Genomic DNA, 25,964 nt, shown 5'->3' on the forward strand with positions numbered 1-25,964 from the left:
GGGCGGGCGGGACTGGTCATGGGGCACCGGCGCGCCCCGGATGCGGCATCGCCGGCCGGCGATCAAGCCCGGGCGGCCGGGAGTTATCCCGGCCGCGGGCGCACCGCCTCAGCGGCTCTTCTTGTAGAGCTTGCTCGCGATCTCGAAGATCTCCTCGGGCGCGTAGTTCGGCGCGAAGGCGCCGTAATTGCCGTCGAGTTCCGGGATCTTGCCACCCTCGGGCAGGCCGTCCACCACTTCGAGGCTGCCCGGCGGATCGCCCGGCAGCGCCACCTCGTCGTTGGACCAGACGCCGGCCGACTCGGCGTAATCCTGCGGGCTGAAGCGGTAGAGCCGGCGGTGGCTGCCCTCGTCGAGGTACTTCTGGCACTCGGGGATGCGGCTGAGATCGATGTTGGGCGTCGGTAGCATCTTCTCGATCTCGACGCCGGTGATCTTCTTGAGCGCAAGCGCGTAGGCGTGGGCGTGCACCGAGCCGCGCACCAGGAGATAGCCGCACACCTCGCGGCCGGTCGGCGCCGTCAGCGATTCGTAGACCCGCAGCTTGTGCAGCCGCGCGCCGCATTCGAGGTGGAAGTTGTGCAGCAGGTCGATGATGATGTTCCCGGTCGTCGTGACCATGTCCATGTTCCACGACGCCGCGTTGGAGTTCATCGGCATCGCGCCGCCGCCGTTGCTGAAGAAGCTGCCGGCGAGTCGGATGTCCTTCATGTCCTCGAACGGCGCCTTCGACACGTCGACGTCCGGCGTCGGGTCGCCCGGGCCGTTGTTCAGCAGCGCCACGCCGGTCGAGACGAGTTCGACGTGGCCGAGTTCCTCGGCGAAGATGCTCGACACGAGGCTGTAGAAGGGCCGCAGCTTCGACTTGTTGCGGAAATTGAAGCTCTGGAACATGTAGTTTCCGAGCGTCGACATCTCGCCGTACTTGCCGCCGAGCAATTCCTGCAGGGCGGCGGCCGCGTTGGGGTCCGGCTTCTTGGGCTCGGGCAAGGCGGCCTGGAGGCGGTCGATGCGCATGAACATGAGCGGATCTCCGAGGGAGCAAGCTGCTCCCCCGGGGCTACGAATGTCGGCGCGCCCGGTTCCCTCGCGGCTGAGTCTCGGGGCCGCGACCCTCTCGCGCGCGACGAGGTCGCGCGGGCGTCCCCGTTTGACACGCGCGGGAACGTCCGTAAGCCTGGGACGCGGCTCCGGTCCCCGTCGCACGGCTGAGGCGTCGGGAACCCCTCCCCGCTCGGGAGAGGGCGTCCGGCGTCCCCTCTCCGTCGTCGCGCAGCCGCCCGGTTCCCGATGCTCCGTCCTCTCCTCCTCACCTGCGCGGCCCTCCTCGCCCTCGCCCCGGCCGCACGGTCCGAGGCGCCGATGCGCGGGCATGGCGGCCCCGTGCGGGCGCTGGCGGTCGCCCCGGACGGGCGGCTCGCAATCTCCGGCAGCTTCGACCAGTCGGCGATCCTGTGGGGCATCGACGAGGGTGCGGCGCTCGCGGTGCTGCGCTTCCACGACGGGGCGGTGAACGCGGTGGCGGCGCTGCCCGACGGGCGCATGGCCACCGGGGGCGAGGACGGGCGCATCGCCCTCTGGCGGCTCGGCCGCCCCGAGCCGCTGGAGGTCTTCGCCGATCATGCCGGGCCGGTCGCGGGCCTCGCGGTGTCGCCGGACGGGCTGCTGCTCGCCTCGGCCTCCTGGGACGGCACCGCCCGGGTGCGGCCGCTCGCGGGCGGGCCGGTGCGGGAGCTCTCCGGGCACAGGGGCAATGTCAACGGAGTCGCGTTCCTGCCCGACGGCCGGCTGGCCACGGCGGGCTACGACGCGACCCTGCGCCTGTGGCCGGCCGGGGACGGGCCGGATCTCGCGGTGGCGCTGCCGACCCCGCTCAACGCGGTGGCGGCCGCCCCGGACGGGGAGATCGCGGCGGCGGGGGCGGACGGCAGCGTGCGGCTGCTCGCCCCCGACGGGCGCGAGCGCGCAGCCGTCGCGCTCGGGCCGCGGCCGGTGATCGCGCTCGTCCTGTCGCCCGACGGCACCCGCATCGCGGCCGCGACGGTCGGGGGATCGGTGGCGGTGATCGACCGCAAGGCGGCCGTCCTGCGCTTCACCCTCGTCGGCCCCGGCCTGCCGGTCTGGTCCGTGGCCTTCCGGCCCGACGGCGAGCTGCTCACCGGCGGCTCGGACCGCCTCGTGCGGCGCTGGGACATGACGAGCGGCGAGCCGATCGGCCCGCTGGCGCTGACCCGCCCGCCCGACGTCTTCGCCGGCCTCGACGGAGAGCGCGGGGCCGAGGTCTTCAAGGCCTGCGTCGCCTGCCACACGCTCACGCCGGACGGCGGCAACCGCGCCGGGCCGACCCTGCACGGGGTCTTCGGCCGCCGGATCGCGACGGCCCCCGGCTATCCCTATTCGCCCGCGCTCAAGCACCTCGACATCGTCTGGTCCGCCGAGACCATCGCCCGGCTGTTCGAGGTCGGACCGGCGCGCTACACCCCCGGCACCAAGATGCCCGAGCAGACGATCGGCGATCCGGGCGACCGGGAGGCCCTGGTGCGCTTCCTGGAGAAGGCGACCAAGGAGAAGGCGACGCCGTGAGCATCCAGTCCTTCGTCCATCGCTTCGAGCCCGCCGGCGCGCCGGACCGGCCGCCGCTCCTGCTGCTGCACGGCACCGGCGGCGACGAGACCGACCTCATGCCCCTCGGCCGGATGCTCGCCCCCGGCGCCGCGCTGCTCTCGCCCCGCGGGCCGGTGCTGGAGAACGGCATGCCGCGCTTCTTCCGCCGGCTGGCCGAGGGCGTGTTCGACGAGGCGGATCTGCGCCGCCGGGCGGCGGACCTTGCGGCCTTCGTGGGCGCGGCGCGGGAGACCTACGGCCTGCCGGCGCCGCTCGCGGTCGGCTTCTCGAACGGCGCCAACATCGCGGCGGCGATGCTCCTCCTGCATCCCGAGGTGCTGGCCGGCGCGCTCCTGATCCGCGCGATGGTGCCCCTCGCCGAGCCGCCCGCGGCCGACCTCGCCGGGCGGCCGGTGCTGATCCTCTCCGGCAGCCTGGATCCCATCGTCCCGGCGCAGAACGCCGCCCGGCTCGCCGCGCAGCTCGGCGCGGCGGGCGCGGCGGTGACGCACGAGGTGCTGCCGGCCGGGCACGGCCTGACCCAGGCGGATCTCGCCCGGGCGCAGGCGTGGCTGGCGGGGGTTCAGCCGAGATAGGCCCGCGCCACCGCGTCCGGGGTCTCGCCCTCCACGGCGATGCGGGCGTTGAGCCGGCGCAGGGTCGGCAGGTCGAGGCCGGAGAAGATCCGGTCGAGCGCCGGCGCGATGGCGGGGTGGCGGGCCAGCACCGCCTGCCGGAAGACCGGAGCGGGCTCGTAGACGATCTGCGCGCCCTGCGGATCGGCCATCACCACCACGTCGAGGGCGTCGATCGCCCCGTCGGTGCCGTAGACCATGCCGGCATTGACGCCGCTGATGCCCTGCGCGGCGGCCCGCAGGGTCACGGCGGTGTCGCCGCCCGGCAGGGTGACGATGCCTTCGCGCGGCAGGTGGAAGCCGTAGGCAGCCTCGTAGGCGGCGAGCGCCGCCGGGCTCTCGACGAATTCCGCCGAGGCCGCGAGCCTGATGAGCCCGGCCCGCGCCGCTCGGGCGAAATCCGCCATCGTGGCGAGGCCCTGCGCCCGCGCGAGGCTGCCCCTGACGGCAATCTGCCAGGAATTGTTCGCGCGCGCGCGCGCGAGCCAGACGAGGCCGTGCGGGGCGTCGAAGCGCCGCGCGGCCTCGTAGCCGGCCTGCGCGCTCTTCCAGAGCGGATCCGTCTCGGTGCCGGAGAAGAACGCGACGTTGCCGGTGTATTCCGGGTAGGCGTCGATCTCGCCCGCCAGAAGGGCCGCGCGCACGATCCGGGTCGGGCCGAGCTGGAGCCGGTCGCGGGTCGGGAGGCCGAGGCGCTGAAGGGTCTGGAGGATCATCTGGCCCAGCAGCGTGCCTTCCGCGTCGCCCTTCGAGGCCACCGTGACGGGTGTGGCGTCGCCTCCAGGATCCTGGCTTCCAGAATCCTGGCCGCGCGCCGGTCGCACCATCAGCCCGAGCCCGCCGAGGACCAGCCCGCGCCGGCTCACCCGGGGCGAAACGTCGCCCCCGGCCGCGCGCCGGGCATCCCGTCGGAAGAACCATCGCGAGGACACGGAGTTCATCGTTTGTCCCCTGGCAACCCTGTGCTCCGGCCGGGCCGGAGAACCGCTCCTGCCACGCTTGACATGACTGCCTTTCCAGGCGAGGCCTCGTTCGCCTTCCCGACCCGGGACGGCACGGTTCGACTGCGGGCGCGGGCGAGCGGGTTCGCCGCGCCGCCGGCCATCGGCGATCCCGACATCGACAGGGTAACGGCGTTGGCCTCGGTGCGAGGCGTTGAGGAAAGAGCCTCCGGCGTGAGCACGGACACAAGCGACCAGATTCTGAACGGAGCCCGGGTGCTCGTCGTGGAAGACGAGGCGGCGATCTCGATGCTCCTGGAGGACATGCTCCTCGACTTCGGCTGCGACGTCGTGGGACCGGCCGCGCGCCTGAGCACGGCGCTGGAGATGGCCGAGAAGGAGACCTTCGCGGTCGCGATCCTCGACGTCAACGTGGCGGGCGAGCCGATCTACCCGGTGGCCGAGGCCGTGGTGCGGCGCGGGCTGCCGCTCGTCTTCTCCACGGGCTATGGCGGCGCGGGCATCCGCGAGCCGTTCCGCGACCGTCCGGTGGTGCAGAAGCCGTTCAGCCAGCAGGACCTCAAGCGCACCCTGATCGCCGCGATCCAGGGCGCCACCACCGCCTGACCCGGCCGCCAGTCCGGGCTCGGCCGGATCGACGGTCCGGCAGGGTCTCAGGGACGGAACGGCGTGTCGGCCGCGCGCTCGGCCGGGCGTACCGCGGCGGTGCTCCGCTCGCCGGCCTCCCGGGACATCTCGGCCTCGACGCGGCGCTTGAACGCCCCCCAGGCCATCAGCGTGCAGCCGCAGCCGTCGCACTGGATCGGCGCGTCCTCATGCAGGTCCAGAGGCAGCCGCACGGCCGGGCTGCCGCAGGCGTCGCAACCGAATCCACTCCGCATGATGCCTCCACGGCGCAGCAACCCCGGCCGAGGTCCTGCCGAGCTTGTGGTCTAGCCTATCGATGCTGCGATGCACAGCAGATGAACGGCACTGCGACGTCGGCTACAGAGTCTCGATCTCGAAGGCCGAGACCACGTGGCGCGGCCAGCGGCCCGGCGCCACCGCCACCGCATCCGCCCGCAGGGTCAGGGCGACCGATGCCGGGTGACGGGTGATCCAGGCGCGCACCGCCCGGGAGAAGGCCCGGCGCTTGCGCGCATCGATCGCCGCCAGCGCCTCGTCCAGGGTCGGGCGCGCCTTCACCTCCACGAAGGCGATGACGCGTCCCCGCCGCACCACGAGGTCGACCTCGCCGCCCGCCGCCGCGAAGCGCCGGGCGAGCGGGCGGTAGCCCTTCAGCATGAGGGCCAGCAGGGCGAGCCGCTCGGCGCCGAGCCCGCGCAGGTAGGTGGTGCGGCGCCGGTGCCGGCGCTCCGGCGCCTCGCGGCTCACGGGTCCTCGTCGGCGCGGCGGGCGAGCGCCAGGGCGCGGGCGTAGACGTCCCGCCGCTTCTGCCCGGTCTCGTCGGCCACGAGCGCCGCCGCGTCCTTGATCGAGTGCCGCGCGAGCGCCGCGGTGAGACGCGCGTCGAGATCGGCATCGGCCTCGGGCCCCGGGGGCGCCTCGACGGCGGCGCCGATCACCACCACCACCTCGCCCTTCGGCGGGCCGGAGGCGGCGTAGTCGGCCGCAAGCCCGGCGAGGTCGCTGCGCCGCACGGTCTCGAACAGCTTGGTGAGTTCGCGCGCCACCGCGGCGCGGCGCGCTCCGCCCAGCACCTCGGCGGCGTCGGCCAGCATCTCGGGCAGGCGGTGGGGCGCCTCGAACAGCACCAGCGTGCCGGGGACCGCCGCCAGGGCGGCGAGCCGGTTGCGGCGGGCGCCGGCCTTCTGCGGCAGGAAGCCCTCGAAGAAGAAGCGGTCGGTGGGCAGGCCCGCGGCCATCAGCGCGGTGATCGCCGCGGAGGGGCCAGGCACCGGCGTGACGGCGAGCCCCGCCTCGATCGCCGACTGGACCAGCTTGAAGCCCGGATCCGACACCAGCGGCGTGCCCGCGTCCGAGACCAGGGCCAGCGCTTCGCCCGCCTGCATGCGGGCGATCATCCGCTCGCGCACCGCCTCGCCCGAATGCTCGTGATAGGCCACGAGCGGGGTGGTGATGCCGTAATGCGCGAGCAGTGTGCGGGTGACGCGGGTGTCCTCCGCCAGCACCGCGTCGGCGGCGGCGAGCGTCGCGAGGGCGCGGAAGGTCACGTCCTTGAGGTTGCCGATCGGCGTCGCCACGACGTGCAGGCCGGGCGCCAGCGGCTCGGCCTCCGCGGCCAGGCCGAAGGCGGTGAAGACGGCCGGCCCGCGGCCGGGGGCCTCGGGTCGGCGGGAGGGGGCATCGTTGCGCTGGGTCATCTCGGCCCCGAGCCTCGCACGGAAGCATCGCCCCGGGCCAGGGGCAGCGGACCGCCGGATGCGGCTCGCGCACTCTTACTGCGAGCGGCGCGACAGGGACACCGCGTAGGCCGGCGAGCGGATGGCGAACATCGGGTCGTCGGCCGGGCCCGCGACGCCCTCCGGCACGTCCACGACGGGATCGAAGGTGGCCCCGTCGCAGGTGGCGGCGGGCTCGATCGCCGCCACCGCGACCGTCCCGAGCTTCACGGTCTTGCGGCTGTCCTCCGGCCAGGAGGCGGTGGCGTCGTTGGTGGGGTCGCCCGGCTCGGCCAGGATGCCGACGAGGTCGAAGGTCGCCGGCCCCTTGGCGAGGCGCTCCGTCAGCTCGTCCGCGTAGAAGCTGTCGGGCTTGGCCTTCAGCTCGTCGTCCGAGAGGCCGAGCTGGCCCGCCGCCGCCGCGGTCTTGAGCTTCATCACGGTGGCTTTGCCCTTGGCGTCGGTGAGCGTGTAGGCGTGCACGCCCCAGTAATCGACGCCCGCGAAGCTCGCCGGCACCGGGCGGGCATTGAGCCATGCGGCCTGCCGCGTGGTCTCGGGGTTCGCCGCCACGAAGGCCTTGACCTTCTCGGCATCCGGCTTTCCGTCCGGGCCCGGCAGCCGCACCGTGAGGGCGTCGAGGAGCTGCTGGGGCGTCCTCGTGCCGAAGACCGGCGCCGAGATGAACACCAGCACGAAGTCGCCGCTCGTGTCCTTGAAGCGCATGGAGAAGCCGCGGGTCACCGCCTTGGTCTTGTCCGAGATCTTCGGGTTGCTGCCGCCCATCGAGAAGCGCGCCGTCATGGGCGTCGGCTTGGCGAAGTGCGGCGCCTTCGAGAGGCCGGCGGCCTCCGGGGTCGGCGTGAAGGTGCCGCTGACGCAGGTGCCCTTGGCGCCGCTGGCGCGCACGCCCGGATGGTTGCCGCCGATCGCGAACTGCCCGGCGACGATCGCCTGCGGGTCGGCGTCCTGCGCCAACGCGGCCGGTGCGGCGAGGGCGGCGGCCAGCGCGGCGCCGGCGCGCAGCATGCGTGTCGTTCTCATGGCAACGTCCCCTCGTGTCGGCCGCAGCCGGCCCCAGCGGACGGCTACACGACCGTCACGGCACCCACCAATAACAACTTCGTAGAACTGTTCTCAACCGCCCGCCCATGCGTCCCGCTGCCGGGAGCCGCAGGCGCAGGCGGGCGAGGGTCGGCAGCGGGCGGCGGCGCGGGCCTGTGACGCGCAGGCCGCACTCGTGCCGGAAACGCCGCCTCCCCTCGCGCCCGGCCAGCCCGTGGTCTACCCTTTTGCGCGGCGGCGAAGGGCGGCGGGGCCGCAGCGGGGGGCGGGGCGATGGCAGGATTGCGCTCGGGCGGCGTCACGGCCGCCCTGCGGGGCGGCGTGCGGCGGCTTGCGCCGGTCCTGGTGCCGGTCTTGGCGCTGGCGTTCGGCCTGGGCGCCTGCGGCGGCATGGAGAGCCCCGTGATGGCGACCCGCCCGGTGGCCGAGGCGCCCCCCGCGCCGGGCCTCGCGGACGGCACGGGGATCGGCGCGGGCAGCGTGAAGGTCGCGCTGATCCTGCCTCTCACCGGGCCGGGGGCCGCGGCCGGGGCCGCGATGCGCAACGCCGCGCAGCTCGCCGTGCAGGAATTCCAGAACCCCGACCTCCGGCTCGTCGTCAAGGACGACCGCGGCTCGCCCGAGGGCGCGCGCGAGGCGGCGGCGGCGGCGCTGGCGGAGGGGGCCGAACTCGTCATCGGCCCGCTCTTCGCCGGCAGCGTCCAGGCCGCTGCGGCGACCCTGCGACCGGCCGGCAAGCCGGTGATCGCCTTCTCCACCGACGCGAGCGTGGCGGCCCGGGGCGTCTATCTCCTGAGCTTCCTGCCGCAGCCGGAGGTCGACCGCGTGGTCGACGAGGTGACGAGTGCCGGGCGGCGCTCCTTCGCGGCGCTGATCCCCGACACCACCTACGGCAACGCCGTCGAGGCGCAGTTCCGCGAGGCGGTGGCCCGCCGCGGCGGGCGGCTCGTGGCGCTCGAACGCTATCCGGCCGGCAATCCGGGGCCGGCGGTGGCGCGGCTCGGCCCGCTGATCGCCGGGCCGGGCGCGCAGGCCGACGTGCTCTTCCTGCCCGACACGCCCGAGGGCCTGGGCGCGGCGGCGGGCGCGCTGACCCGCGCGGGCTTCAACCCGGCCCGGGTCAAGCCGGTCGGTACCGCGCTCTGGAACGACCCGCGGGTCTTCGCCCTGCCGGCCCTCCAGGGCGGCTGGTTCGCGGCGGTCGATCCGGCCGGCTACGCCAGCTTCGCCCAGCGCTACCGCGCCCGCTTCGGCAGCGATCCGGTGCGCGTCGCCTCGCTCGCCTACGACGCCGTGTCGCTCGCCGCGGCGCTCAACCGGCAGTACGGGTCGCAGCGCTTCGCAGAGACCACCCTGACGAATCCCTCGGGCTTCGCGGGCATCGACGGCACCTTCCGGTTCCGGCCCGAGGGCCTGAGCGACCGGGCGCTGGCGGTGTTCGAGATCCGCGGCACCGCGGCCGCGGTGGTGAGCCCGGCCCCGCGGGCGCTGGGCCCGTCCGGGACCTGAGCGGCGCCGGTCGGCGCGGCGCCGACCGGCGCGGCGTCACGCCGCCAGCTCCGCCACGACGGCGTTCAGCACCGGCGCGCCCCTGGCGGTGGCGGCAATCCGGCCCGAGCGCGTGCGCCGCACCAGCCCCTCCGCCATCAGGCCGCCGAGACGGTCCGGATCGATCGCGCGGCCGGAGAGCGCCGCGTAGCGCGCCGGATCGATGCCCTCCCGCAGCCGCAGCCCCATCAGCAGGAACTCGTCGCCCTCCTCGGCGGGCGACAGCATCTCGGTCGCCGTGAGGCCGTGGCCGTCGCGGGCGACGCGGTCGAGCCACGCCTCCGGGCGGCGCTCGGTGACGGTGCCGATGCGGCCCTCCGGCCGCACGAGGCGGCCATGCGCCCCCGGCCCGAGGCCGGCATACTCGCCGTAGCGCCAGTAGAGCAGGTTGTGGCGCGATTCCGCGCCGGGCCGGGCGTGGTTCGAGATCTCGTAGGCCGGCAGGCCCGCCGCCGCGCAGACCTCCTGCGTGACGTCGAACAGGGCACGGGCGGTCTCCTCCTCCGGCACCACCAGCCGGCCCGCCGCCGCGAGGCCGTGGAAGGGCGTGCCCTCCTCGATGGTGAGCTGGTAGAGCGACAGGTGCTCGGCCGCCCGCGCGATCGCCGCGCGCAGCTCCGCCGCCCAGGCGGCCGGCGTCTGGCCGGGGCGGGCGTAGATCAGGTCGAAGGAATAGCGCGCGAAGTGCCGGGCGGCGGTCTCGACCGCCCGCATCGCCTCCTCGGCGCTGTGCAGCCGGCCGAGCGCCTTGAGGGAGGCATCGTCGAGGGCCTGCACGCCGAGCGACACCCGGTTGACCCCGGCGGCGCGATAGCCGCGGAAGCGCTCCGCCTCGACGCTGGTCGGGTTCGCCTCCAGCGTCACCTCGGCGTCCGGGGCGAGGCTCCAGGCGCCCGCCACCGCATCGAGCAGCGCCCCGACGGTGGCGGGCTGCATCAGCGAGGGCGTGCCGCCGCCGAGGAAGATGCTGGTGACCGTGCGGCCCGGCGTGAGCGCGGCCACGTGCGCGATCTCGCGCGCGAAGGCCGCGCGCCACGCCGCCTCGTCCGGCGGGGCGTGCCGGACATGGCTGTTGAAGTCGCAGTACGGGCACTTCGCCGCGCAGAACGGCCAGTGCAGGTAGACCCCGAAACCGACGTCTCGGGTGGGATGATCGATCATGCGCCCGATGTGCCGCCGCCCGGGCGCCCGCACAAGGGTTCAGGGCGCCGCGCCGAGGGGCAGGCCGAAGCGGCGGCGGGCGATCAGGCATTCGGGGTCGCCCGGCTCGCAGGTGTGGCAGACCTCGGGGCGCACCGCATAGACCCGGCAGGCGACCTCCACCCCGATGCGGCCCGCCAGCGCCGAGCAGCGATCGCCCTCGCAGCGCATCCGCCCGGCGGCCTCGTCCACGAAGCCGGCCGGAATGGCCGCCAGCGCCGCGTCGTCCTCGGTGGAGAAGCGCGGCCATTCGGCCGAATAGGCGCAGCAGGCCCCGCAGGTCCGGCAGTCGAACGCCGCCGCGGTCACGCGGCGTCGGGACCCGGCCCGGCGAGGCGCAGGGCATTGGCCGCCACGTGCTCGCGGTAGCGCGCGACCACCGCCACCGCGCCGCCGCCGCCCATCAGGGTGCCGCAGGCCTCGCAGAGCGCCCCGACCTTCTCGCTCACCATCCTGTGCGCCTCCACGGTGGCTGCCGCGTCGCCGACGGCGAGCAGGGCGAGACGCTGCGCGATGACGCCCTGCGCCTCGACGGTGAGCAGGACGGATTGAACCCACAACTCGAACATGCCGGACTCCGGGGCCGCGCGACGCGGCGGGGGACTCCGACAATGCAGCGCAGCCGTGAAAGGTCCCCTTCCGCCTCAGTCGCGATCCGGCACCGGCGGGGGCGGCACCGGGCGCGGGCGGCCCTCGTCGTCGATCGCCACGAAGGTGAAGGTCGCCTCCGTCACCTTTTCGCGGTGCTGCGTGCGGAAGCGCCGCGCCCAGGCCTCGATCTGGATCTTCATCGAGGTGCGCCCGACATGGCCGACCCGGGTGTAGACGCACAGGACATCCCCCACCCGCACCGGGCGGATGAAGCTCATCGCCTCCACCGCCACCGTCACGACGCGCCCCTGCGCGCGCTCCACCCCGGCGATGCCGCCGGCTTGGTCCATCTGCGACATCACCCAGCCGCCGAAGATGTCGCCGTTGGCGTTGGTGTCGGCGGGCATCGCGATGGTGCGGACGGTGAGGTCGCCGCTCGGGCGGGACTCGGTCGGATCAGCGGTGGCGGTCATGGTCGGTGCGGCACCCCCTGGTGAGGAGGCGAGCATAGGCGGTTTCCCCGCCCGCGCCACGGGCTCCTCGCGCCGCACGCCGGGCTCCTCGCGTTGGACGCGGGGTTTGCTCGCGTTGCACGCGGCTTGGGGCCGTGCTTATCGTGGCCGCGACGGAGGGTGGGCGTGCGGCGGCTGATCTGTCTGGGGCTGGTGCTTCTCGTCTGCGTGGCCGGCGGTGTGGCCCGGGCGGCCGGCCGCCATGCCTTCGTGGTCGGGGTCGACGCCTATCCGAATCTCGGGGCCGGTGCGCGGCTGGAGCGCCCGGTGGCGGATGCGCGAGCGGTGGGGGCGGCCCTCGACGCCCTCGGCTACCGGGTCACGCTGCTCACCGCCGAGGTGACCCAGGAAGCCTTCCTGCGCCGCTTCGGCCGCTTCGCCGATCAGGTCCAGCCCGGCGACACGGCTTTGTTCTACTTCGCGGGCCACGGCATCGCGCTGCAGGGCACGAACTACCTGCTGCCGGCCGACATCCCGGCGATCGAGCCCGGCCAGGAGCTGCTCGCCCGCACCCGGGCGCTCGCCGAGGCGGACCTGAGCGCGGCCCTGCGCGAGCGCGGCGCGCGGGTGGTCGTGATGGTGATCGATGCCTGCCGCGACAACCCGTTCCCGCGCACCGGCACCCGCAGCCTCGGGCTCGCCCGCGGGCTGGCGCGCAGCGAGCCCGCCGAGGGCGTCTTCTCGCTCTACGCGGCGGGAGCCGGCCAGCAGGCCCTCGACCGCCTGCCGGGCCGGGATGCCAGCCCGAACTCGGTGTTCACCCGCGTCTTCGTCGAGCAGCTGAAGCGCCCCGGGCTCAACCTGATCGATCTCGGCGAGACGGTCCGCGACGAGGTGGTGAAGCTCGCCGAGACGGTGCCGCACAAGCAGGTGCCGGCCTATTACAACGAGGTGCGCGGCGCCCGCTTCATCAGCCTCGCGGGCGAGGCGCCGCCCGCCACCGCGATGCCGGCTGCGGCACCGCCGGCCCCCTTCCCGCAGCCGGCGGAGCGCCCGGCCCCGGCCCCTCCCGCAGCCGTCGCGGCCGCATCCCCGCCTCCCGCCGGGCCGCCGGCCTCCCGCGACGCGCGGTCCGGCCTCTTCAACCACCCGATCATGCTCGATCCGCGGGGCGACAACTGGCTCGCGCTGCGCAGCCGGCCGAGCGCGCGGGAGGGCGAGCGCCTGCGCAAGCTCGGGCCGGAGGCGCTGTTCACCGTGGAGGGCAGCCAGGGCATCTGGCTCAAGGTGCGCCTGCGTTCGGGAGAGACCGGCTGGGTGCACGGCGACTATGTCGGCTGCTGCCGCCGCGCCCCGCTGGCGGAGTGAGCGCACGCGTGCCCGCACGGGTCCGGTCGGGACGCGGGCGTCCCCCGCTTCCTCCCGTGATCGGCAGCGCCCGGTCTGCCAGTCCCGGGCGCGACGCGGGCGAGCAGCTGCTGCGGCGCAGTCATCACCCGGCCTAGGCCGAACGAAAGCTCTCGGCTACGCCGAATGGCGTAGAACTCATCCCCGGTGATTGCTGTACAAGACTTGTAAACCCGATCAGGGCTCTTGTGCAGATACGCGGTGCGCGCGGACGATGGTCGATTGTCGGAACGGATTGCAATGATCACGCCGCGCGGGCGACCGCTGTCGCGCTACATCTCGGGCGTCGTCGGTGCGGTCCTGTTTCCCTGTCTCCTGATCATCGGTCTGCTCGGGCACCAGTGGGTGACCGAGGCGCAGGGGCGCCTGGAAGATCGCACTGCGGCCTTTGCGGCCCGGGTGCTCGCCGACGTCGATACGTTCCTGACGAGTCAGATCGCGATGCTGCAGGCCCTGGCCACCTCGCCGGCCCTCGATGCCGGCGATGTCAGGCAATTCGATCGACAGGCCCGTCATCTCGCGGCCCTGCAGAACATCGACGTCATCCTGCGTGACCGAAACGACCAACAGGTCGTCAACACCCGTCTCCCGTTCGGCACCCCCTTGTCCCGGAACAGCCTGCCGACGGATGCGGTTGTCCTGAAGACGCGGCTGCCGGCGGTTTCGGATTTCGTCCGAGGTCCGCTGACGGGCAATCCGCTCGTGGTCGTATCGGTGCCGGTCCTCCGCAACGGCGAGGTCGTCTACTTTCTGAACGCAAGCATCCCGGTGGATGTCATCGGTGATCTGCTGAAGAAGGCCGGCATCGTCGCGCCATACTCGGGTTCCGTGACCGACCGGCGCGGCATCATCATCGCCCGGTCGCTCAACACGGAGACGACGGCGGGGAAACCTCTTCCGGGCTTCGGCGACGTCACCGGCTCCGAAGGGACGTGGTCCGGTCGCAACCCTCTCGGCGTCGCCGTCTTCGCCACGTTCAAGCGCTCGACGCTGTCGGGCTGGCTGATCAGCATCGGGATCGAGAGCGCGGCCCTCCAGGAGCCGCTGAACGCCTCGTTGCGGGTGATCATCCCGATCATCCTCGCCCTCGTCTACGTCGCCCTGGCGCTGGCGGCCATCGTCAGGCGGCAGATCCTCGAGGCGCATCGCAGCCTCGTCGCCGCCGCCCGGGCCGTCGGCGACGGGCGCGAGACCGCGGGGGTGACCACGGCCGTCCGGGAGGTCACCGAGATCGGGGCCACGCTCGCCGCCGCCTCGGTGAAGCTGCGGCAACAGGCCGACGATCTCCAGGCCGCCAACCGGGATCTCGAAAGCCGCGTGGCCGCCCGCACCCGCGAGCTGGCCGAACAGCAGGCGCTGCTGAGCGCCACGCTCGACAACATGGACCAGGGCCTGATCCTGGTGGACCGGGACCGCCGGGCCAAGGTGGTCAGCCAACGCGCCGTCGCGCTGCTCGACCTCGACCCGGACATGGTCCGGGATCAGCCGACCAGCGACGAGATCATCGCCTACCAGATCCGCAAGGGCGAGTTCGCGCTGGCCAGCGACGCCATGCGGGCGGTCATCTCCGCGGAGGGGATCGACGGGCGGCGCACGCATGTCTACGAGCGCACGCGCCCGAACGGCAGGGTGCTGGAGATCCGCACCGTGCCGTTGCCCGACGGCAGCGCGGTGCGCACCTACACCGACATCACCGCGCGCAAGGAGATCGAGCAGGCGCTCGAAGAGAGCCGGCAGCGGGCGGAGCGTGCCCTGGCCCAGGCGGAGGCGGCCAGCCTGGCCAAGGGCGAGTTCCTGGCCACCATGAGTCACGAGATCCGCACGCCCCTTCACGGCGCGCTGGGCCATGCCGACCTGCTGCTCCGGGAGGGCGGCCTCAGCGAACGCCAGCGCCACCACGCCGAACGCATACAGTGCGCCGGGCAGGCGCTGCTGACGGTCGTCAACGACGTTCTGGACTTCTCGAAGATCGAGGCGGGCCAGATCGACCTCGATCCCCAGCCCTTCGCCCCCGAGGCGCTGATCGAGGAGGCCGTGGGGATCGTGCGATCGGCGGCCGACGCCAAGCACCTCAGCCTCGCGGTCCGGATCGATCCCACCGGCCCGGGCCGCGTCGTGGGCGACCCGGACCGCCTGCGGCAGGTGCTGCTCAACCTGCTCAACAACGCCATCAAGTTCACGGCCGCCGGTGGCGTGACGCTCACGCTCTCGGCCGAGCCCCGGCCGGCCCGGGCCTGCCGGATCCGGGTCTGCGTGAGCGACACCGGGATCGGCATCGCACCAGAGAAGCGTGCGCGCCTGTTCCAGCGCTTCAGCCAGGTCGACGGCTCGATCCGGCGCGAATACGGCGGCACGGGGCTCGGGCTGGCCATCAGCCGGCGGCTGATCGAGGCGATGGGCGGCCAGATCGGCGTCGAGAGCCTCCCGGGCGAGGGATCGACCTTCTGGTTCGAGGTCGTGCTGCCGCGTGCCGTGGGCGGGCGCGAGGATCCGGCCGGGGCCGACGGGGGGCAGGCCGCTCCCTTGCGCCCCGCCCGCGTTCTCCTGGCCGACGACAATGCAATCAACCAGGACATCGCGCGCGCGATGCTGGAGGCGGCGGGACACGCCGTCGACGTCGTCGGCGACGGTGAGGAGGCCATCCAGGCGGTGCGGGCCGGCCGCTACGATCTCGTGCTGATGGACGTGCAGATGGCGGGCGTGGACGGGCTCACGGCCACGCGGCGCATTCGGGCGCTTGACCACCCGGCCGCGCGCCTGCCGATCATCGCCATGACGGCCAACGTGCTGCCGCAGCAGGTGGCGCAGTTCCTCACGGCGGGCATGGACGGCCATCTCGGCAAGCCGTTCCGCCGCCAGGATCTGCTCGCCGTCGTGGCCCACTGGTCGCGGGCCGGGCGGCCGGAGGTGCCGGGGGCGTTCCCGGTCGCTGACCCGTGGAACGGGCCGGTGCTGGATCGGACCGTCTACGAGGAGATGCTCGGCGCGGCCGGTCGCGAGGCGATGCTCGGGCTGCTGGTGAGGCTGGCGGCCGACCTGCGCTCGCGCTTCGGGCCGTCGAACGGGCGGGAGCGTCTGGCAGCGGACGCGCACGCGACCGCGTCGGCGGCGGGTCAGCTCGGGTTCACGCGCCTGTCCGATCTCTGCCGCGACCTGGAGCAGGCCTGTGCCACGCAGCGGGATCTCGCCGTCCTTCTCACCAGGGTGTCCGCGCTCCGCGACGAGGTTCTGACCGAGATCGCGCAGCTGAGCGCCGCGGCCTGATCCGGCGCCCCGCCGCAGCGGGGCCGGCACTGCCCTTCGCGGAGGATCCGCGACCGCGGCCGGAGGGCACACCCGATGCCCCGCCCGCCTCACGTCGCCCATGTCCTGATCAGCCGGCCCGCCTCCGCCGCCTCCGGCTGCGACAGCGAGACCGGACGAGGCCCGCCGGCGGAGTGAGCGCGCCCGACCAACCGATCTGGCGCAGGATGCCGAGGCGCGCGGCGCGTGCCGGACGGATGTCGTCGCGCGGATCCCGCCGCCGGACGAGCACTCTCCCGCCCGCAGGGACCGGCATCGCTATCGGTCGGCCAACTTGGCCTCCCTGACCACACGGGCATATCTCTGCGTCTCGGCCGCCAGGAAGGCCGCGAACGCCGCTGCACTGCCCGGCAGGACGATTCCGCCGCGCTCCTCGATCCGCGTGCGCAGCTCCGCATCGTCCAAGCCCGCGTTGACGGCCGCGTTGAGGGCCTCGACGATGGCCGCGTCGATCCCCGACGGCGCGACGAGACCGAACCAGGATCCCGCCTCGTAGCCCGGCAGAACCTCCGCCACCGACGGCACGCCCGGCAGCGCCCGCGAGCGCTCGGGCGTGGTCACCGCGAGCGGGACCAGCCGCCCGCCTCTGATGTGCTCGATCGAGGACGGCATCGGGTCGAACATCAGGTCCACCCGTTCGGCAAGCAGGTCGGCCAAGGCCGGTGCCGAGCCGGCATACGGCACGAGCGTGAGGTCGACGCCCGCCATCATCCGGAACAACTCGATCCCAACGTGCTGCGGGGTGCCCCTGCCGGCATAGCCTACCCTGAGCCGGCCGGGCGCGGCCCGAGCGCGCTCCACCAATTCGGAAACGGTTCTGATCCCCAGCGACGGGTGAGCCTCCACGATGAGAGGCACACGGTAGAGACCGGCGATCGGCGTGATCTCGCGCCCGAAGTCGAAGTCCAGATCGCGGAAGAGCATGGTGTTGATGACGTTCACCGGTCCGCAGACCAAGAGGGTGTGGCCGTCCGGCGCTGACCGAAGAACCTGCCGAGTGGCGCGGTTGCCGCTCTCGCCGGGTTCGTTTCCGACCGTGAAGGGCTGCCCGAGTCTGCGCGACAGGAAGGCCGCGATGGAGCGTCCGGCGATGTCGACGGGACCGCCGGTCGGGAAGCCGACCACGAGCCTAACGGGTCCTTGCGGGTAGGCCCCGGCCCAGCCGAGCGACGATGTGAGCGAGGCGGCAAAGGCGGCTCCCCCGCCCGCCAGCAACTGGCGACGGCTGATGATCATGGCGCTGACTTTCGGGTTGTCGATATGAATCAAGTCTAGCCAGCCGCTGAACCGCGAGCCATACTATGGAAGAGGCGCGATCGATACTTGCAGGATATGCCGCCGTGGAGCTTCGGCACTTGCGCTACCTGCTCGCTGTCGCCGAGGAGGGGCACATCACTCGGGCGGCCGAGCGGCTCGGCATGCAGCAGCCGCCGCTCAGCCAGCAGATCCGCAAGCTCGAAAGCGAACTCGGCGTACAGCTGCTTCGGCGATTGTCGCGCGGCGTCGAACTGACCGAAGCGGGCGCGGTGTTCGTGCAGGATGCGCGCAGCCTCCTCGCGCAACTCGACCGGACCCGCGAGCGGGTCCGCCGCACGGCGCGCGGCGAGGAAGGGCGGCTCTGCGTGGGCGTGGCGCCCACCGCGCCTTTCCATCCGCTGGTGCCGCGCATCATCCGGGCCTACCGGGAAGCCTACCCCTTGGTCGCCGTCACCCTTGAGGAGGGCCTGAGCCACGAGGTGACAGTGCGCCTCATGGACGACCAGATGGATGTCGCCTTCGTCCGCGCCTCCCGCCCGCACGCCGACGGGCTCGTCGTCACGCCGCTCCTCGAGGAGGGCATGCTCGCGGCGCTCCCGGTCGGGCACCCCCTGGCCGAGGAAGGGCGGCACCTCGGTCTGGACCTCGCGCGGCTGGCCGACGACCCGTTCATCCTGTTCGGTCCGCCCGGGACCGGACTGCACGACGAGACGGTGGCTGCCTGCCGCGCGTGCGGTTTCAGTCCGCGCATCGGCCAGCCGGCCCCACGCATCACGACGACGCTGGGCCTTGTCGCCGCTGGTCTGGGGGTCGCACTCGTGCCGGCGTCCTTGCGCAATCTGCGCATGGACGGCCTGACCTTCTGCAGCCTGCTCGGCTCGGCGCAGCCGAAGGCGTTCCTGGGGCTGGCGCACCGCAAGGGTGACCCGGCACCGTCCCTCCTGCATTTCCGCCGTTTGGCGGAGCAGTCGTCGGCGGCCTTCCGGGATGCCTCTCTGCCTGACGCCTTCGATGGCTCGCTGTGAGCATCGCGCGACGTGCGAAGCCGGACACCGGGGCGATGAAGCGCCGCCCTACCGGGCGGTCATCCGGCTCCCGACGCCCACCCGCCTCACGCCGCCCATTTCCGGATCAGCCGGCCCGCCTCCGCCGCCTCCGGCTGCGACACCGAGACCGGGCGCGGCCCGCGGCCGTGGACCGTGATCGCGTCGAGCACGCACAGGAGAGCGAAGACGCAGCGGAGACGGCGGGGCATGATCCGACCTTGAGAACGGTCGGATCCTGCCGCGTCCGCGGCCCCGCCGCGGTGAGGCCGCGCACAGGGCGACGGCCGGTGCTTGTTGCGAAAAGTCGTCTCGTGTAGACAGGCACGATCCCGACACGCCGTCCGTACGAAGGAAGGAGCCGCGCATGGCTCGCGTCACCGTTGAAGACTGCATCGACAAGGTCGAGAACAGGTTCGAACTCGTCCTGCTCGCCGGCCACCGCGCCCGGCTGCTGTCGTCCGGCGCGCCCCTCACCGTGGACCGCGATCGCGACAAGAACCCGGTCGTGGCCCTGCGCGAGATCGCCGAGACGACGATCACCCCGGACGACCTCAAGGAGCAGCTGATCCACTCGCTGCAGAAATACGTCGAGGTCGACGAGCCGGAGGCCGAGGCCGTGCCGCTGCTGTCGAGTTCGCCCGCCGCCGCCGCGGTGGCGCCCCAGGCCGCCGGCGGCGACGACGGCGACATCCAGTTCGACCGCATGAGCGAGGAGGACCTGCTGCGGGGCCTCGAGAACCTCGCGCCGCCGACCGAGACGGACGACGAGGGCGACTGAAGCCCCGGCGATCCCGCGACCTCTCCCGAGAACCCGGCCCCCGCGCCGGGTTCTTGCGTTTCGGGTTCTTGCGTTTCGGGTTCTTGCCTTTCGGGCTCTTGCGTTTCCGGCGGGGCTGATGTGCGGCGCTTGCGACGACAAGGGTCTGGCGCGGCGGCGCGATCCGCCCGATAGTCGGACCTCCCCTCCACCGCCGCGGTGCTGCTGCTGCTGCTGCGCGAGCCCGCGCAACTCCGCACGGCGCGTCCGACGACGGCGCGAGGGCGTCCAGGAGACCACCGGCGGATGATGCGCCAGTACGAACTCGTCGAGCGGGTGAAGGCCTACAACCCCGCGGCCGACGAGGCGATGCTCAACCGGGCCTACGTGTACGCCATGCGGGCGCACGGAACCCAGAAGCGCGCCTCCGGCGACCTGTTCTTCGCCCACCCGCTCGAAGTCGCCGCCATCCTCACCGACCTGCGGGTCGACGACGCCACCATCGTGGCCGCGGTGCTGCACGACACCGTCGAGGACACGGCCGCCACCCTGGACGAGATCAACCGCACCTTCTCGCCCGAGATCGGCACGCTCGTCGACGGCCTGACCAAGATCAAGCGCCTCGACCTCGTCTCGAAGCAGGCGGCGCAGGGCGAGAACTTCCGCAAGCTCCTGCTCGCGATCGCGGCGGACGTGCGGGTGCTGCTCGTCAAGCTGGCCGACCGGCTGCACAACATGCGCACCCTGCAGCACATGCCGCCGGAGAAGCGCGCCCGCATCGCCCAGGAGACCCTCGACATCTACGCGCCGCTGGCGAGCCGCATGGGCATGCAGGAGCTGCGCGAGGAGCTGGAGGACCTCTCCTTCCGCAACCTCAAGCCCGACGTCTACGCGACGATCAGCAAGCGGCTCTCCGACCTCTCGGCCAAGAACGAGCGCCTCGTGGAGAGCATCGAGCGCGACCTCGTGCAGCGGCTGGCCGCCAAGGGCATCACGGCCGGCGTCACCGGGCGCCAGAAGCGGCCCTACTCCATCTGGAGCAAGATGGAGCGCAAGTCGGTCGCCTTCGAGCAGCTCTCCGACATCTTCGGCTTCCGGGTCGTGGTCGATTCCGTCGACACCTGCTACCGGACGCTCGGGGTCGTGCACACGACCTGGCCGATGGTGCCGGGGCGCTACAAGGACTACATCTCGACCCCGAAGCAGAACGACTACCGCTCGATCCACACCACGGTGATCGGGCCGAAGAGCCAGCGCGTCGAACTCCAGATCCGCACCCGCGAGATGGAGGACGTGGCCGAGTACGGCATCGCCGCCCACGCCCTCTACAAGGACGGCTCGCCCCACCTCGCCACCGAGAGCGGCGCCTACCAGTGGCTGCGGCGCACCATCGAGCTCCTGGCCGAGGGCGACAGCCCCGAGGAGTTCCTGGAGCACACCAAGCTCGAACTCTTCCAGGACCAGGTCTTCTGCTTCACCCCGAAGGGCCGGCTGATCGCCCTGCCGCGGGGCGCCACGCCGATCGACTTCGCCTATGCGGTCCACACCGAACTCGGCAACGCGGCGGTCGGCGCCAAGATCAACGGGCGCATCGCCCCGCTGCTGACCGAGCTGCAGAACGGCGACGAGGTCGAGATCGCGCGCGCCGACGGGCAGACCCCGCCCGCGGCCTGGGAATCCCTCGTCGTCACCGGCAAGGCGCGTGCCGCCATCCGGCGCGCCACCCGCTCGGCGGTGCGGCGGCAATATGCGGGGCTCGGGCGCCAGATCCTCGACCGCGCCTTCGAGCGCGCCGGCAAGAATTTTTCCGACGAGAAGCTGCGCGGCGCCCTGCCCCGCCTCGCCCGCACCTCCACCGAGGACGTCTTCGCGGCGGTCGGCCGGGGCGAGATGTTCTCGGGCGACGTCGTGAAGGCGGTCTATCCCGACTACAAGGACGAGCGCCGCAGCCAGCCCGCCGCGACCGGGCCGCGGCCCCACGTCAACGGCGCGGGCCGGCTCTCCCTCGACAAGGACCAGACCGTGCGCCTCACCTGGCCGGGCAAGAGGCCGGACAAGGGGCCGGACAAGGGGTCGAAAGAGTCCGGCGAGGAGCGCGAGGGGGCCGAGGCGATCCCGATCCGCGGTCTCGACAGCGACCTGCCGGTGCGCTTCGCCCCCAACGGCGGCGCCGTGCCGGGCGACCGCATCGTCGGCATCCTCACCCCCGGCGAGGGCGTCACCATCTATCCGATCCAGTCCCCCGCGCTCGCGGCCTTCGACAACGAGCCCGACCGCTGGCTCGACGTGCGCTGGGACGTGGACGGCGCCCCCCATCAGCGCTTCCCGGCCCGGCTGGCGCTCCAGTCGATCAACGAGCCCGGCAGCTTCGCCCAGATCGCCCAGGTGATCGCCGACCACGACGGCAACATCGACAACATCTCGATGAAGCGCCGCAGCCAGGACTTCACGGACGTGCTGATCGATCTCTCGGTCTGGGACCTGAAGCACCTCAACGCCATCGTGTCGGAACTGCGGGCCAAGCGCGTGGTGAGCCGCGTCGATCGGGTCAACGGGTGAGGAGCCCTGCCGCCGGTTGCGCCCGGGGCCGCCCGCTGCCACAAGCCCCGAACCCGTGAGCCGAGGATCCCCGCCCCGATGACGCCCGACGACCTCCTCGCTGAATTCCGCGCCGCGGGCGCCCTGCTCGAAGGCCACTTCATCCTCTCGTCGGGCCTGCACAGCGCGGTCTTCCTGCAGAAGATGGCGATCTTCAGCGATCCGGTGCGCACCGCCCGGGTCTGCGCCGGCCTCGCCGCGCTCATCCGCGACCGCTACGGCGCGGTCGACATCGTGGTCTCCCCGGCGATCGGCGGCATCGTGCCGGGCTACGAGACCGCCCGGGCGCTCGGCGCGAAGGCGATCTTCGTCGAGCGCGAGCCCGGCGGGCCGTTCGCCCTGCGGCGCGGGTTCGAGATCCCGGCCGGCAGCCGGGCCGTGATGGTGGAGGACATCGTCACCACCGGCCTCTCCTCGCGCGAGTGCCTCGCGGCGCTCAAGGACCAGCCCGGCGAGGTGGTGGGGGCCGCCTGCCTGATCGACCGCTCGGGCGGGCGGGCCGATCTCGGGGCGCCGCTCGTCGCCCTCGCCACCCTCGACATTCCGAACTACCCCGCCGACCAGCTGCCGCCGGACCTCGCCGCGATCCCGGCCGTGAAGCCCGGAAGCCGCGCCCGCCCTGAGGCCTGACGCGGGTCGCGACGCCGCAATCCGTTCTTGACTCCGCGCAGGTGCGGTCCTTAGCTGTCGGGCATTGCAAGAATGACGGCCGATGCACCCGGAGCGGTGGACGTTTCAACGATCATCTGACTTGTTGCGGACGCGGACATTCGAGGAATTGCGAAGCACTTTCACGCACGACCATCGTGCGGTCAGGATTAACAAATGACACATTCGCGCAGCGCCCTCTTCATCGATGGCGCTAACGTTTACGCGACCACCAAGGCGCTCGGGTTCGATATAGACTATCGGAAACTTCTGGCGGATTTCAAGGCCCGTGAGAACCTGATCCGGGCCTTCTACTATACGGCGCTAGTCGAGGATCAGGAATATTCTTCGATCAGGCCCCTGATCGATTGGCTCGATTACAACGGCTATCGGGTCGTGACCAAGCCCGTCAAGGAGTTCACGGATTCCAGCGGCCGGCGGAAGGTCAAGGGCAACATGGACATCGAGTTGACGATCGATGCCCTCGAACTCAGCCCCTACATCGACCACATGGTTCTGTTCTCGGGCGACGGCGATTTTCGTCCGCTCGTCGCCGCCATGCAGCGCCGCGGCGTGCGGGTGACGGTGGTCTCGACGATCCAGACCCAGCCCGCGATGGTCGCCGACGAGCTGCGGCGGCAGGCCGACGACTTCGTCGACATCGTGAGCCTCATCCCGCGCATCGGCCGCGACCAGGGCGAGCGCCCGACGCGCCCGCTGCGGCCCTCCGCGGACGCCCCGCGGGATGCCGGCGAGCGGGGGCCCGCGCGCAGCGCCAGCCTGGAGCAGCGCTACGGGATCCGTCAGGACGACGCCGACGAGGAGTGAGCGCCCGCCCCGGCCGTGGCCCGGGCGAGCGCGGTGAGGCCGTCGCGGCTGCGCAGCGGCGCCGCCCAGCCGAGGCCCGCCAGCGCGTCCGCGCGGGCCACCAGGGAGCCCGACAGGCGTTCGCCGATCGCGCCGCGGCCGGCGAGACGCAGGGCCGCGGCCAGCACGCCCGCCGGCACCGGCACCAGGCCCGGGCCGCGGCCGAGCCCGGCGCGCAGCGCGGCGATCATCTCCGGCACCGTCAGCGGCTCGGCTTCGGTGACGATGAAGGGCCGACGCAACGCGCCCTCCGCCCCCAGCACGGCCGCCACCGCATCGGCGAGCGATTCCACCGAGACGATCGAGCGCCGCCCCTTGAGCCCGCCGAAGGGCAGCGGGACGGGCGAGGCCGCCAGATCCAGGAGGGAGGCCATGTTGCCCTTCACTCCGGGACCGTAGACGAGGACCGGGCGCAGGGCCGCGTAGTCGAGGTCGACCTCGGCCAGCGCCTCCTCGGCGGCGAGCTTCGAGCGGCCGTAGGCGTCGGTGGGTGTGGGCGTGTCCGCCTCCGTGAGCACGGCGGGGGCGGACGGGCCGCACTGGGCGCGGATCGAGGACAGGAAGACGAAGCGGCGCACCCGCGCCTTCGCGGCGGCCTGGGCGAGCCCGCGCGTCGCCTCGGTGTTGAAGGTGCGGTAATCGTCCTCCGGTGCCCCCGACATCGCATGGGCGAGGCCCGCCGAGTGCACCACCGCGTGCACGCCCGAGAGGGCGGCCGCCATGTTCTGCGGCCGGGCGAGGTCGCCGACCACGGCGCCGCTTGCGCCCGGGGGCAGCTCCACCGGCCGGCGCAGCAGCACCCGCACGCGGTAGCCGCGCGCGGTGAGGTCCCGCAGCAGGTGTCGGCCGATGAAGCCGGTGGCCCCGGTGAGGGCGATCAGGGGCGCGGTCATGCGGGCACCGCGACGGCCTTGCGGGCCGCGAAGTGGCGCAGCACTCCGGCGACGAGGCCGCAGCCGAGGACGAGCGCCGCGGCGGCGACGGGCCAGGAGGGCCAGGCGAGCGTGACGGCGGCGAGCAGCGCCAGGGCGGCGTTGAGCGCGAACACCGTGCCGACCACCTCCGGGACGGAGCGGCCGTTGGCGGTGGCCTGCTGGTAGAAATGCGTCCGGTGCGCCTGCCAGACCGGCTCCCCCCGCAGCGCCCGGCGCGCCAGCGTCAGGGTGGCGTCGGCCAGGTAGTAGAGCGGCAGCAGGATCGCGGCGGCGAGCGCGCCCTCCCCGGCCAGCCGATAGAGCAGCCACGCCAGGAGGAGGCCGAGCGGCAGCGAGCCGACATCGCCGAGGAAGAGCCGCGCCACCGGCCGGTTGAACGGCGCGAAGCCCAGCAACCCGCCGAGCAGGGCGGCTGCCGCCAGCGTGGGCCCGGGCGCCAGATGGCCGGCGAGGCCGAACAGCGTGAGCGCGCCCGCGAGCGGCACGCCCTCCGCCACCGTCATCCAGTCGAGCCCGTCCATGAAGTTGACGAGGTTGACGAACCACACGCCGGCCAGCACCGCGAGGCCCCATTCGAGCCCGCCCGGCAGGGCCGGGAGCAGGCGCAGGCCGCTCGCCGTGACGACGGCGCCCACCGCCAGCGCCTGGAGCGCGAGGCGCGGCAGCGCCGACAGGGGCCGGATGTCGTCCACGGCCCCGACCAGGGCGAGCGCCAGGACCGCGAGCACGAGCGTGACCGCCTCGGCGCCCGGGGCCTGCGGCCACAGCGCGCCCGCGACCGCGAGGACCGCCCCGATCACCGCGATGCCGCCGCCCTGCGGGGTCGGCACCCGGTGGCTCGACCGGGCGTTCGGCCGTGCGAGCGCGTAGCGCAGCAGCAGCGGTCGCAGGGCCACGATCAGCCCCGCCGCCGCGAGGGCGGCCAGCGGGATGGCGGCGAGGAGGGAAGCGGGCGGCATGCGGATGATCTACGCCGTTGGCGGCGCGGCGGAAAGGCGGTTCGTGCGCCGGGTCGCCGGCCTCGGGCGACGGCAGAGGCCGTCGTCGATCCACGGATCAGGCCGCATGGCGAGGCCGCTCGTGACGGACGGCAACCGCACCCGATGCAGGCGCGCCCGCACGCCCGCCTCCGGCCCATCGCGCCGCCCCTCCGTGCCGTTCCGTTGGGCGCAGCTAGAGAGGCGCGCGACGCACACGCTCCTGCTGAATGGCCATCAGGTCGAGCGCGGGCGGCTCGGCCATGCCGAGCCGCGTCAGGATCGCGTGCGCCTGGCCCCGGTGATGGGTCTGGTGGTTGAAGAGATGCGTCAGCACGTCGGAGCGCGTGCTGCGCTGAGCCACGCCACTCGTCGTCGTGTAGCCGAAACCGTCGTCCAACAGGGCGGGGCGCAGATCGGCGACATAGGCCTCCAGGCGCACGTCTTCCGCCTCGCGCGCCTGCCGCAACGCGTCCAGCTCCTCGAACAGGATCTCGTTCAGCCGGCTCGGTGCGGCGCCCTCGCCGGTCAGGCGGCGCAGCCACAGCCGGTCGACGACGAGGAGATGGTTCAGCGTGCCGTGCAGGCTGCCGAAATACGCGCCGGCCGCTTGCCGGTAGGCGGCATCCGGCAGGGTGGCCGCGGCCGCATAGAGCCGCCGATTGGCCCAGGCGTTGTAGGCAGCCAGGGTCCGCAGGTGAGCGGGAAGATCGGCCACGGGGATGTCTCCCGACCATGCAGAACGGCGGACGGCAAAGGCACGTCCCGCG

26 protein-coding genes are annotated in these 25,964 nt (G+C 73.1%); 11 read left to right on the top strand and 15 right to left on the bottom strand.

Features of this window, described 5'->3' with window-relative positions; translation table 11 throughout:
• Window positions 1–108: 108 nt before the first annotated feature.
• Complete coding sequence (locus MFF61_RS10160) at window positions 109–1,023, bottom strand: manganese catalase family protein (RefSeq protein WP_238234986.1); 915 nt, start codon at window positions 1,021–1,023, stop codon at window positions 109–111.
• A 267-nt stretch (window positions 1,024–1,290) separates the two neighbouring features.
• Between MFF61_RS10160 and MFF61_RS10165 the strand changes: the two genes are divergently transcribed.
• Entirely contained in the window at window positions 1,291–2,583 is a 1,293-nt protein-coding gene (locus MFF61_RS10165) for a c-type cytochrome (protein ID WP_238234987.1), read from the top strand.
• Window positions 2,580–3,200 carry an alpha/beta hydrolase gene (locus tag MFF61_RS10170; protein ID WP_238234988.1) on the top strand — a complete coding sequence of 207 codons (621 nt, stop codon included), beginning with the start codon at window positions 2,580–2,582 and terminating at the stop codon, window positions 3,198–3,200. Before MFF61_RS10165 ends, MFF61_RS10170 begins: the two co-directional genes overlap by 4 nt.
• On the opposite strand, the gene MFF61_RS10175 is transcribed toward MFF61_RS10170, so the two are convergent.
• Window positions 3,188–4,066, bottom strand: coding sequence for a glycine betaine ABC transporter substrate-binding protein (locus MFF61_RS10175; protein ID WP_238235174.1), 879 nt, complete (start codon window positions 4,064–4,066; stop codon window positions 3,188–3,190). The genes MFF61_RS10170 and MFF61_RS10175 overlap by 13 nt on opposite strands.
• 423 nt (window positions 4,067–4,489) lie before the next feature.
• Here MFF61_RS10175 and MFF61_RS10180 point away from each other — a divergent pair, with 423 nt between their 5' ends.
• Window positions 4,490–4,807, top strand: a complete 318-nt coding sequence (locus tag MFF61_RS10180; RefSeq protein ID WP_373324669.1) for a response regulator — start codon at window positions 4,490–4,492, stop codon at window positions 4,805–4,807.
• Window positions 4,808–4,854: 47 nt separating this feature from the next.
• On the opposite strand, the gene MFF61_RS10185 is transcribed toward MFF61_RS10180, so the two are convergent.
• The 4 genes from MFF61_RS10185 to MFF61_RS10200 form a co-directional block, all read right to left on the bottom strand.
• Window positions 4,855–5,082 (bottom strand): hypothetical protein, encoded by a 228-nt coding sequence (locus MFF61_RS10185; RefSeq protein WP_238234992.1) that lies wholly within the window; start codon window positions 5,080–5,082, stop codon window positions 4,855–4,857.
• Between the two features lie 103 nt (window positions 5,083–5,185).
• On the bottom strand, window positions 5,186–5,575 hold the full coding sequence (locus MFF61_RS10190; RefSeq protein WP_238234993.1) for a YraN family protein: 390 nt from the start codon (window positions 5,573–5,575) through the stop codon (window positions 5,186–5,188).
• Window positions 5,572–6,525, bottom strand: coding sequence for a 16S rRNA (cytidine(1402)-2'-O)-methyltransferase (gene rsmI / locus MFF61_RS10195; protein ID WP_238234994.1), 954 nt, complete (start codon window positions 6,523–6,525; stop codon window positions 5,572–5,574). Before rsmI ends, MFF61_RS10190 begins: the two co-directional genes overlap by 4 nt.
• A 75-nt stretch (window positions 6,526–6,600) precedes the next feature.
• The gene (locus MFF61_RS10200; protein WP_238234995.1) at window positions 6,601–7,587 is read right to left on the bottom strand and encodes a catalase family peroxidase; all 987 of its coding nucleotides are present in this window, start codon (window positions 7,585–7,587) and stop codon (window positions 6,601–6,603) included.
• Between the two features lie 294 nt (window positions 7,588–7,881).
• Here MFF61_RS10200 and MFF61_RS10205 point away from each other — a divergent pair, with 294 nt between their 5' ends.
• Complete coding sequence (locus MFF61_RS10205; protein ID WP_238234998.1) at window positions 7,882–9,117, top strand: penicillin-binding protein activator; 1,236 nt, start codon at window positions 7,882–7,884, stop codon at window positions 9,115–9,117.
• Between the two features lie 36 nt (window positions 9,118–9,153).
• On the opposite strand, the gene hemW is transcribed toward MFF61_RS10205, so the two are convergent.
• The 4 genes from hemW to MFF61_RS10225 form a co-directional block, all read right to left on the bottom strand.
• Window positions 9,154–10,317 carry a radical SAM family heme chaperone HemW gene (hemW, locus tag MFF61_RS10210; RefSeq protein WP_238234999.1) on the bottom strand — a complete coding sequence of 388 codons (1,164 nt, stop codon included), beginning with the start codon at window positions 10,315–10,317 and terminating at the stop codon, window positions 9,154–9,156.
• Between the two features lie 39 nt (window positions 10,318–10,356).
• The gene (locus MFF61_RS10215) at window positions 10,357–10,665 is read right to left on the bottom strand and encodes a YkgJ family cysteine cluster protein (protein WP_238235000.1); all 309 of its coding nucleotides are present in this window, start codon (window positions 10,663–10,665) and stop codon (window positions 10,357–10,359) included.
• Window positions 10,662–10,925 carry a hypothetical protein gene (locus MFF61_RS10220; RefSeq protein ID WP_238235002.1) on the bottom strand — a complete coding sequence of 88 codons (264 nt, stop codon included), beginning with the start codon at window positions 10,923–10,925 and terminating at the stop codon, window positions 10,662–10,664. Before MFF61_RS10220 ends, MFF61_RS10215 begins: the two co-directional genes overlap by 4 nt.
• A gap of 75 nt (window positions 10,926–11,000) precedes the next feature.
• A complete protein-coding gene (locus MFF61_RS10225) occupies window positions 11,001–11,420 on the bottom strand; it encodes an acyl-CoA thioesterase (RefSeq protein ID WP_238235003.1) in 420 nt (139 codons plus the stop codon).
• Window positions 11,421–11,585: 165 nt separating this feature from the next.
• Here MFF61_RS10225 and MFF61_RS10230 point away from each other — a divergent pair, with 165 nt between their 5' ends.
• Window positions 11,586–12,767, top strand: coding sequence for a caspase family protein (locus tag MFF61_RS10230; protein ID WP_238235004.1), 1,182 nt, complete (start codon window positions 11,586–11,588; stop codon window positions 12,765–12,767).
• 279 nt (window positions 12,768–13,046) lie between these two features.
• On the top strand, window positions 13,047–16,070 hold the full coding sequence (locus tag MFF61_RS10235; protein ID WP_238235006.1) for an ATP-binding protein: 3,024 nt from the start codon (window positions 13,047–13,049) through the stop codon (window positions 16,068–16,070).
• Window positions 16,071–16,367: 297 nt separating this feature from the next.
• Here MFF61_RS10235 and MFF61_RS10240 read toward each other — a convergent pair whose 3' ends face one another.
• Window positions 16,368–17,345: a Bug family tripartite tricarboxylate transporter substrate binding protein gene (locus MFF61_RS10240; RefSeq protein WP_238235007.1), complete on the bottom strand. Its 978-nt coding sequence runs from the start codon at window positions 17,343–17,345 to the stop codon at window positions 16,368–16,370.
• A 119-nt stretch (window positions 17,346–17,464) separates the two neighbouring features.
• Between MFF61_RS10240 and MFF61_RS10245 the strand changes: the two genes are divergently transcribed.
• Window positions 17,465–18,391 carry a LysR family transcriptional regulator gene (locus tag MFF61_RS10245; protein ID WP_238235008.1) on the top strand — a complete coding sequence of 309 codons (927 nt, stop codon included), beginning with the start codon at window positions 17,465–17,467 and terminating at the stop codon, window positions 18,389–18,391.
• Between the two features lie 86 nt (window positions 18,392–18,477).
• On the opposite strand, the gene MFF61_RS10250 is transcribed toward MFF61_RS10245, so the two are convergent.
• Entirely contained in the window at window positions 18,478–18,621 is a 144-nt protein-coding gene (locus tag MFF61_RS10250; RefSeq protein ID WP_238235010.1) for a hypothetical protein, read from the bottom strand.
• A gap of 155 nt (window positions 18,622–18,776) precedes the next feature.
• Between MFF61_RS10250 and rpoZ the strand changes: the two genes are divergently transcribed.
• From rpoZ to MFF61_RS10270, 4 genes are all read left to right on the top strand, one after another.
• Window positions 18,777–19,190 (top strand): DNA-directed RNA polymerase subunit omega, encoded by a 414-nt coding sequence (rpoZ, locus tag MFF61_RS10255; protein ID WP_238235011.1) that lies wholly within the window; start codon window positions 18,777–18,779, stop codon window positions 19,188–19,190.
• Window positions 19,191–19,475: 285 nt separating this feature from the next.
• Window positions 19,476–21,728 carry a RelA/SpoT family protein gene (locus tag MFF61_RS10260; protein ID WP_238235012.1) on the top strand — a complete coding sequence of 751 codons (2,253 nt, stop codon included), beginning with the start codon at window positions 19,476–19,478 and terminating at the stop codon, window positions 21,726–21,728.
• A 78-nt stretch (window positions 21,729–21,806) separates the two neighbouring features.
• Window positions 21,807–22,397, top strand: a complete 591-nt coding sequence (pyrE, locus tag MFF61_RS10265; protein WP_238235014.1) for an orotate phosphoribosyltransferase — start codon at window positions 21,807–21,809, stop codon at window positions 22,395–22,397.
• A gap of 195 nt (window positions 22,398–22,592) precedes the next feature.
• Entirely contained in the window at window positions 22,593–23,243 is a 651-nt protein-coding gene (locus tag MFF61_RS10270) for a LabA-like NYN domain-containing protein (protein ID WP_238235015.1), read from the top strand.
• Here MFF61_RS10270 and MFF61_RS10275 read toward each other — a convergent pair.
• The 3 genes from MFF61_RS10275 to MFF61_RS10285 all read right to left on the bottom strand — a co-directional run bounded on the left by MFF61_RS10275 (window position 23,219) and on the right by MFF61_RS10285 (window position 25,912).
• Window positions 23,219–24,175, bottom strand: a complete 957-nt coding sequence (locus MFF61_RS10275) for an NAD-dependent epimerase/dehydratase family protein (protein ID WP_238235016.1) — start codon at window positions 24,173–24,175, stop codon at window positions 23,219–23,221. The genes MFF61_RS10270 and MFF61_RS10275 overlap by 25 nt on opposite strands.
• The gene (locus MFF61_RS10280; RefSeq protein ID WP_238235017.1) at window positions 24,172–25,176 is read right to left on the bottom strand and encodes an MraY family glycosyltransferase; all 1,005 of its coding nucleotides are present in this window, start codon (window positions 25,174–25,176) and stop codon (window positions 24,172–24,174) included. Before MFF61_RS10280 ends, MFF61_RS10275 begins: the two co-directional genes overlap by 4 nt.
• A gap of 214 nt (window positions 25,177–25,390) precedes the next feature.
• On the bottom strand, window positions 25,391–25,912 hold the full coding sequence (locus MFF61_RS10285) for a DinB family protein (RefSeq protein ID WP_238235018.1): 522 nt from the start codon (window positions 25,910–25,912) through the stop codon (window positions 25,391–25,393).
• Between the last annotated feature and the right edge of the window lie 52 nt (window positions 25,913–25,964).

This window comes from Methylobacterium isbiliense (assembly GCF_022179325.1).
Classification (GTDB): domain Bacteria; phylum Pseudomonadota; class Alphaproteobacteria; order Rhizobiales; family Beijerinckiaceae; genus Methylobacterium; species Methylobacterium isbiliense.

What these genes read in the sequence shown, in the direction of transcription:
- MFF61_RS10160 (WP_238234986.1), bottom strand. Translation starts at nt 1,023, where the DNA reads ATGTTCATGCGCATCGACCGCCTCCAGGCCGCCTTGCCCGAGCCCAAG.
- MFF61_RS10165 (WP_238234987.1), top strand. Translation starts at nt 1,291, where the DNA reads ATGCTCCGTCCTCTCCTCCTCACCTGCGCGGCCCTCCTCGCCCTCGCC.
- MFF61_RS10175 (WP_238235174.1), bottom strand. Translation starts at nt 4,066, where the DNA reads ATGGTGCGACCGGCGCGCGGCCAGGATTCTGGAAGCCAGGATCCTGGA.
- MFF61_RS10180 (WP_373324669.1), top strand. Translation starts at nt 4,490, where the DNA reads ATGCTCCTGGAGGACATGCTCCTCGACTTCGGCTGCGACGTCGTGGGA.
- MFF61_RS10185 (WP_238234992.1), bottom strand. Translation starts at nt 5,082, where the DNA reads ATGCGGAGTGGATTCGGTTGCGACGCCTGCGGCAGCCCGGCCGTGCGG.
- rsmI (WP_238234994.1), bottom strand. Translation starts at nt 6,525, where the DNA reads ATGACCCAGCGCAACGATGCCCCCTCCCGCCGACCCGAGGCCCCCGGC.
- MFF61_RS10200 (WP_238234995.1), bottom strand. Translation starts at nt 7,587, where the DNA reads ATGAGAACGACACGCATGCTGCGCGCCGGCGCCGCGCTGGCCGCCGCC.
- MFF61_RS10205 (WP_238234998.1), top strand. Translation starts at nt 7,882, where the DNA reads ATGGCAGGATTGCGCTCGGGCGGCGTCACGGCCGCCCTGCGGGGCGGC.
- hemW (WP_238234999.1), bottom strand. Translation starts at nt 10,317, where the DNA reads ATGATCGATCATCCCACCCGAGACGTCGGTTTCGGGGTCTACCTGCAC.
- MFF61_RS10220 (WP_238235002.1), bottom strand. Translation starts at nt 10,925, where the DNA reads ATGTTCGAGTTGTGGGTTCAATCCGTCCTGCTCACCGTCGAGGCGCAG.
- MFF61_RS10225 (WP_238235003.1), bottom strand. Translation starts at nt 11,420, where the DNA reads ATGACCGCCACCGCTGATCCGACCGAGTCCCGCCCGAGCGGCGACCTC.
- MFF61_RS10235 (WP_238235006.1), top strand. Translation starts at nt 13,047, where the DNA reads ATGATCACGCCGCGCGGGCGACCGCTGTCGCGCTACATCTCGGGCGTC.
- MFF61_RS10240 (WP_238235007.1), bottom strand. Translation starts at nt 17,345, where the DNA reads ATGATCATCAGCCGTCGCCAGTTGCTGGCGGGCGGGGGAGCCGCCTTT.
- MFF61_RS10250 (WP_238235010.1), bottom strand. Translation starts at nt 18,621, where the DNA reads ATGCCCCGCCGTCTCCGCTGCGTCTTCGCTCTCCTGTGCGTGCTCGAC.
- rpoZ (WP_238235011.1), top strand. Translation starts at nt 18,777, where the DNA reads ATGGCTCGCGTCACCGTTGAAGACTGCATCGACAAGGTCGAGAACAGG.
- MFF61_RS10260 (WP_238235012.1), top strand. Translation starts at nt 19,476, where the DNA reads ATGATGCGCCAGTACGAACTCGTCGAGCGGGTGAAGGCCTACAACCCC.
- pyrE (WP_238235014.1), top strand. Translation starts at nt 21,807, where the DNA reads ATGACGCCCGACGACCTCCTCGCTGAATTCCGCGCCGCGGGCGCCCTG.
- MFF61_RS10270 (WP_238235015.1), top strand. Translation starts at nt 22,593, where the DNA reads ATGACACATTCGCGCAGCGCCCTCTTCATCGATGGCGCTAACGTTTAC.
- MFF61_RS10275 (WP_238235016.1), bottom strand. Translation starts at nt 24,175, where the DNA reads ATGACCGCGCCCCTGATCGCCCTCACCGGGGCCACCGGCTTCATCGGC.
- MFF61_RS10280 (WP_238235017.1), bottom strand. Translation starts at nt 25,176, where the DNA reads ATGCCGCCCGCTTCCCTCCTCGCCGCCATCCCGCTGGCCGCCCTCGCG.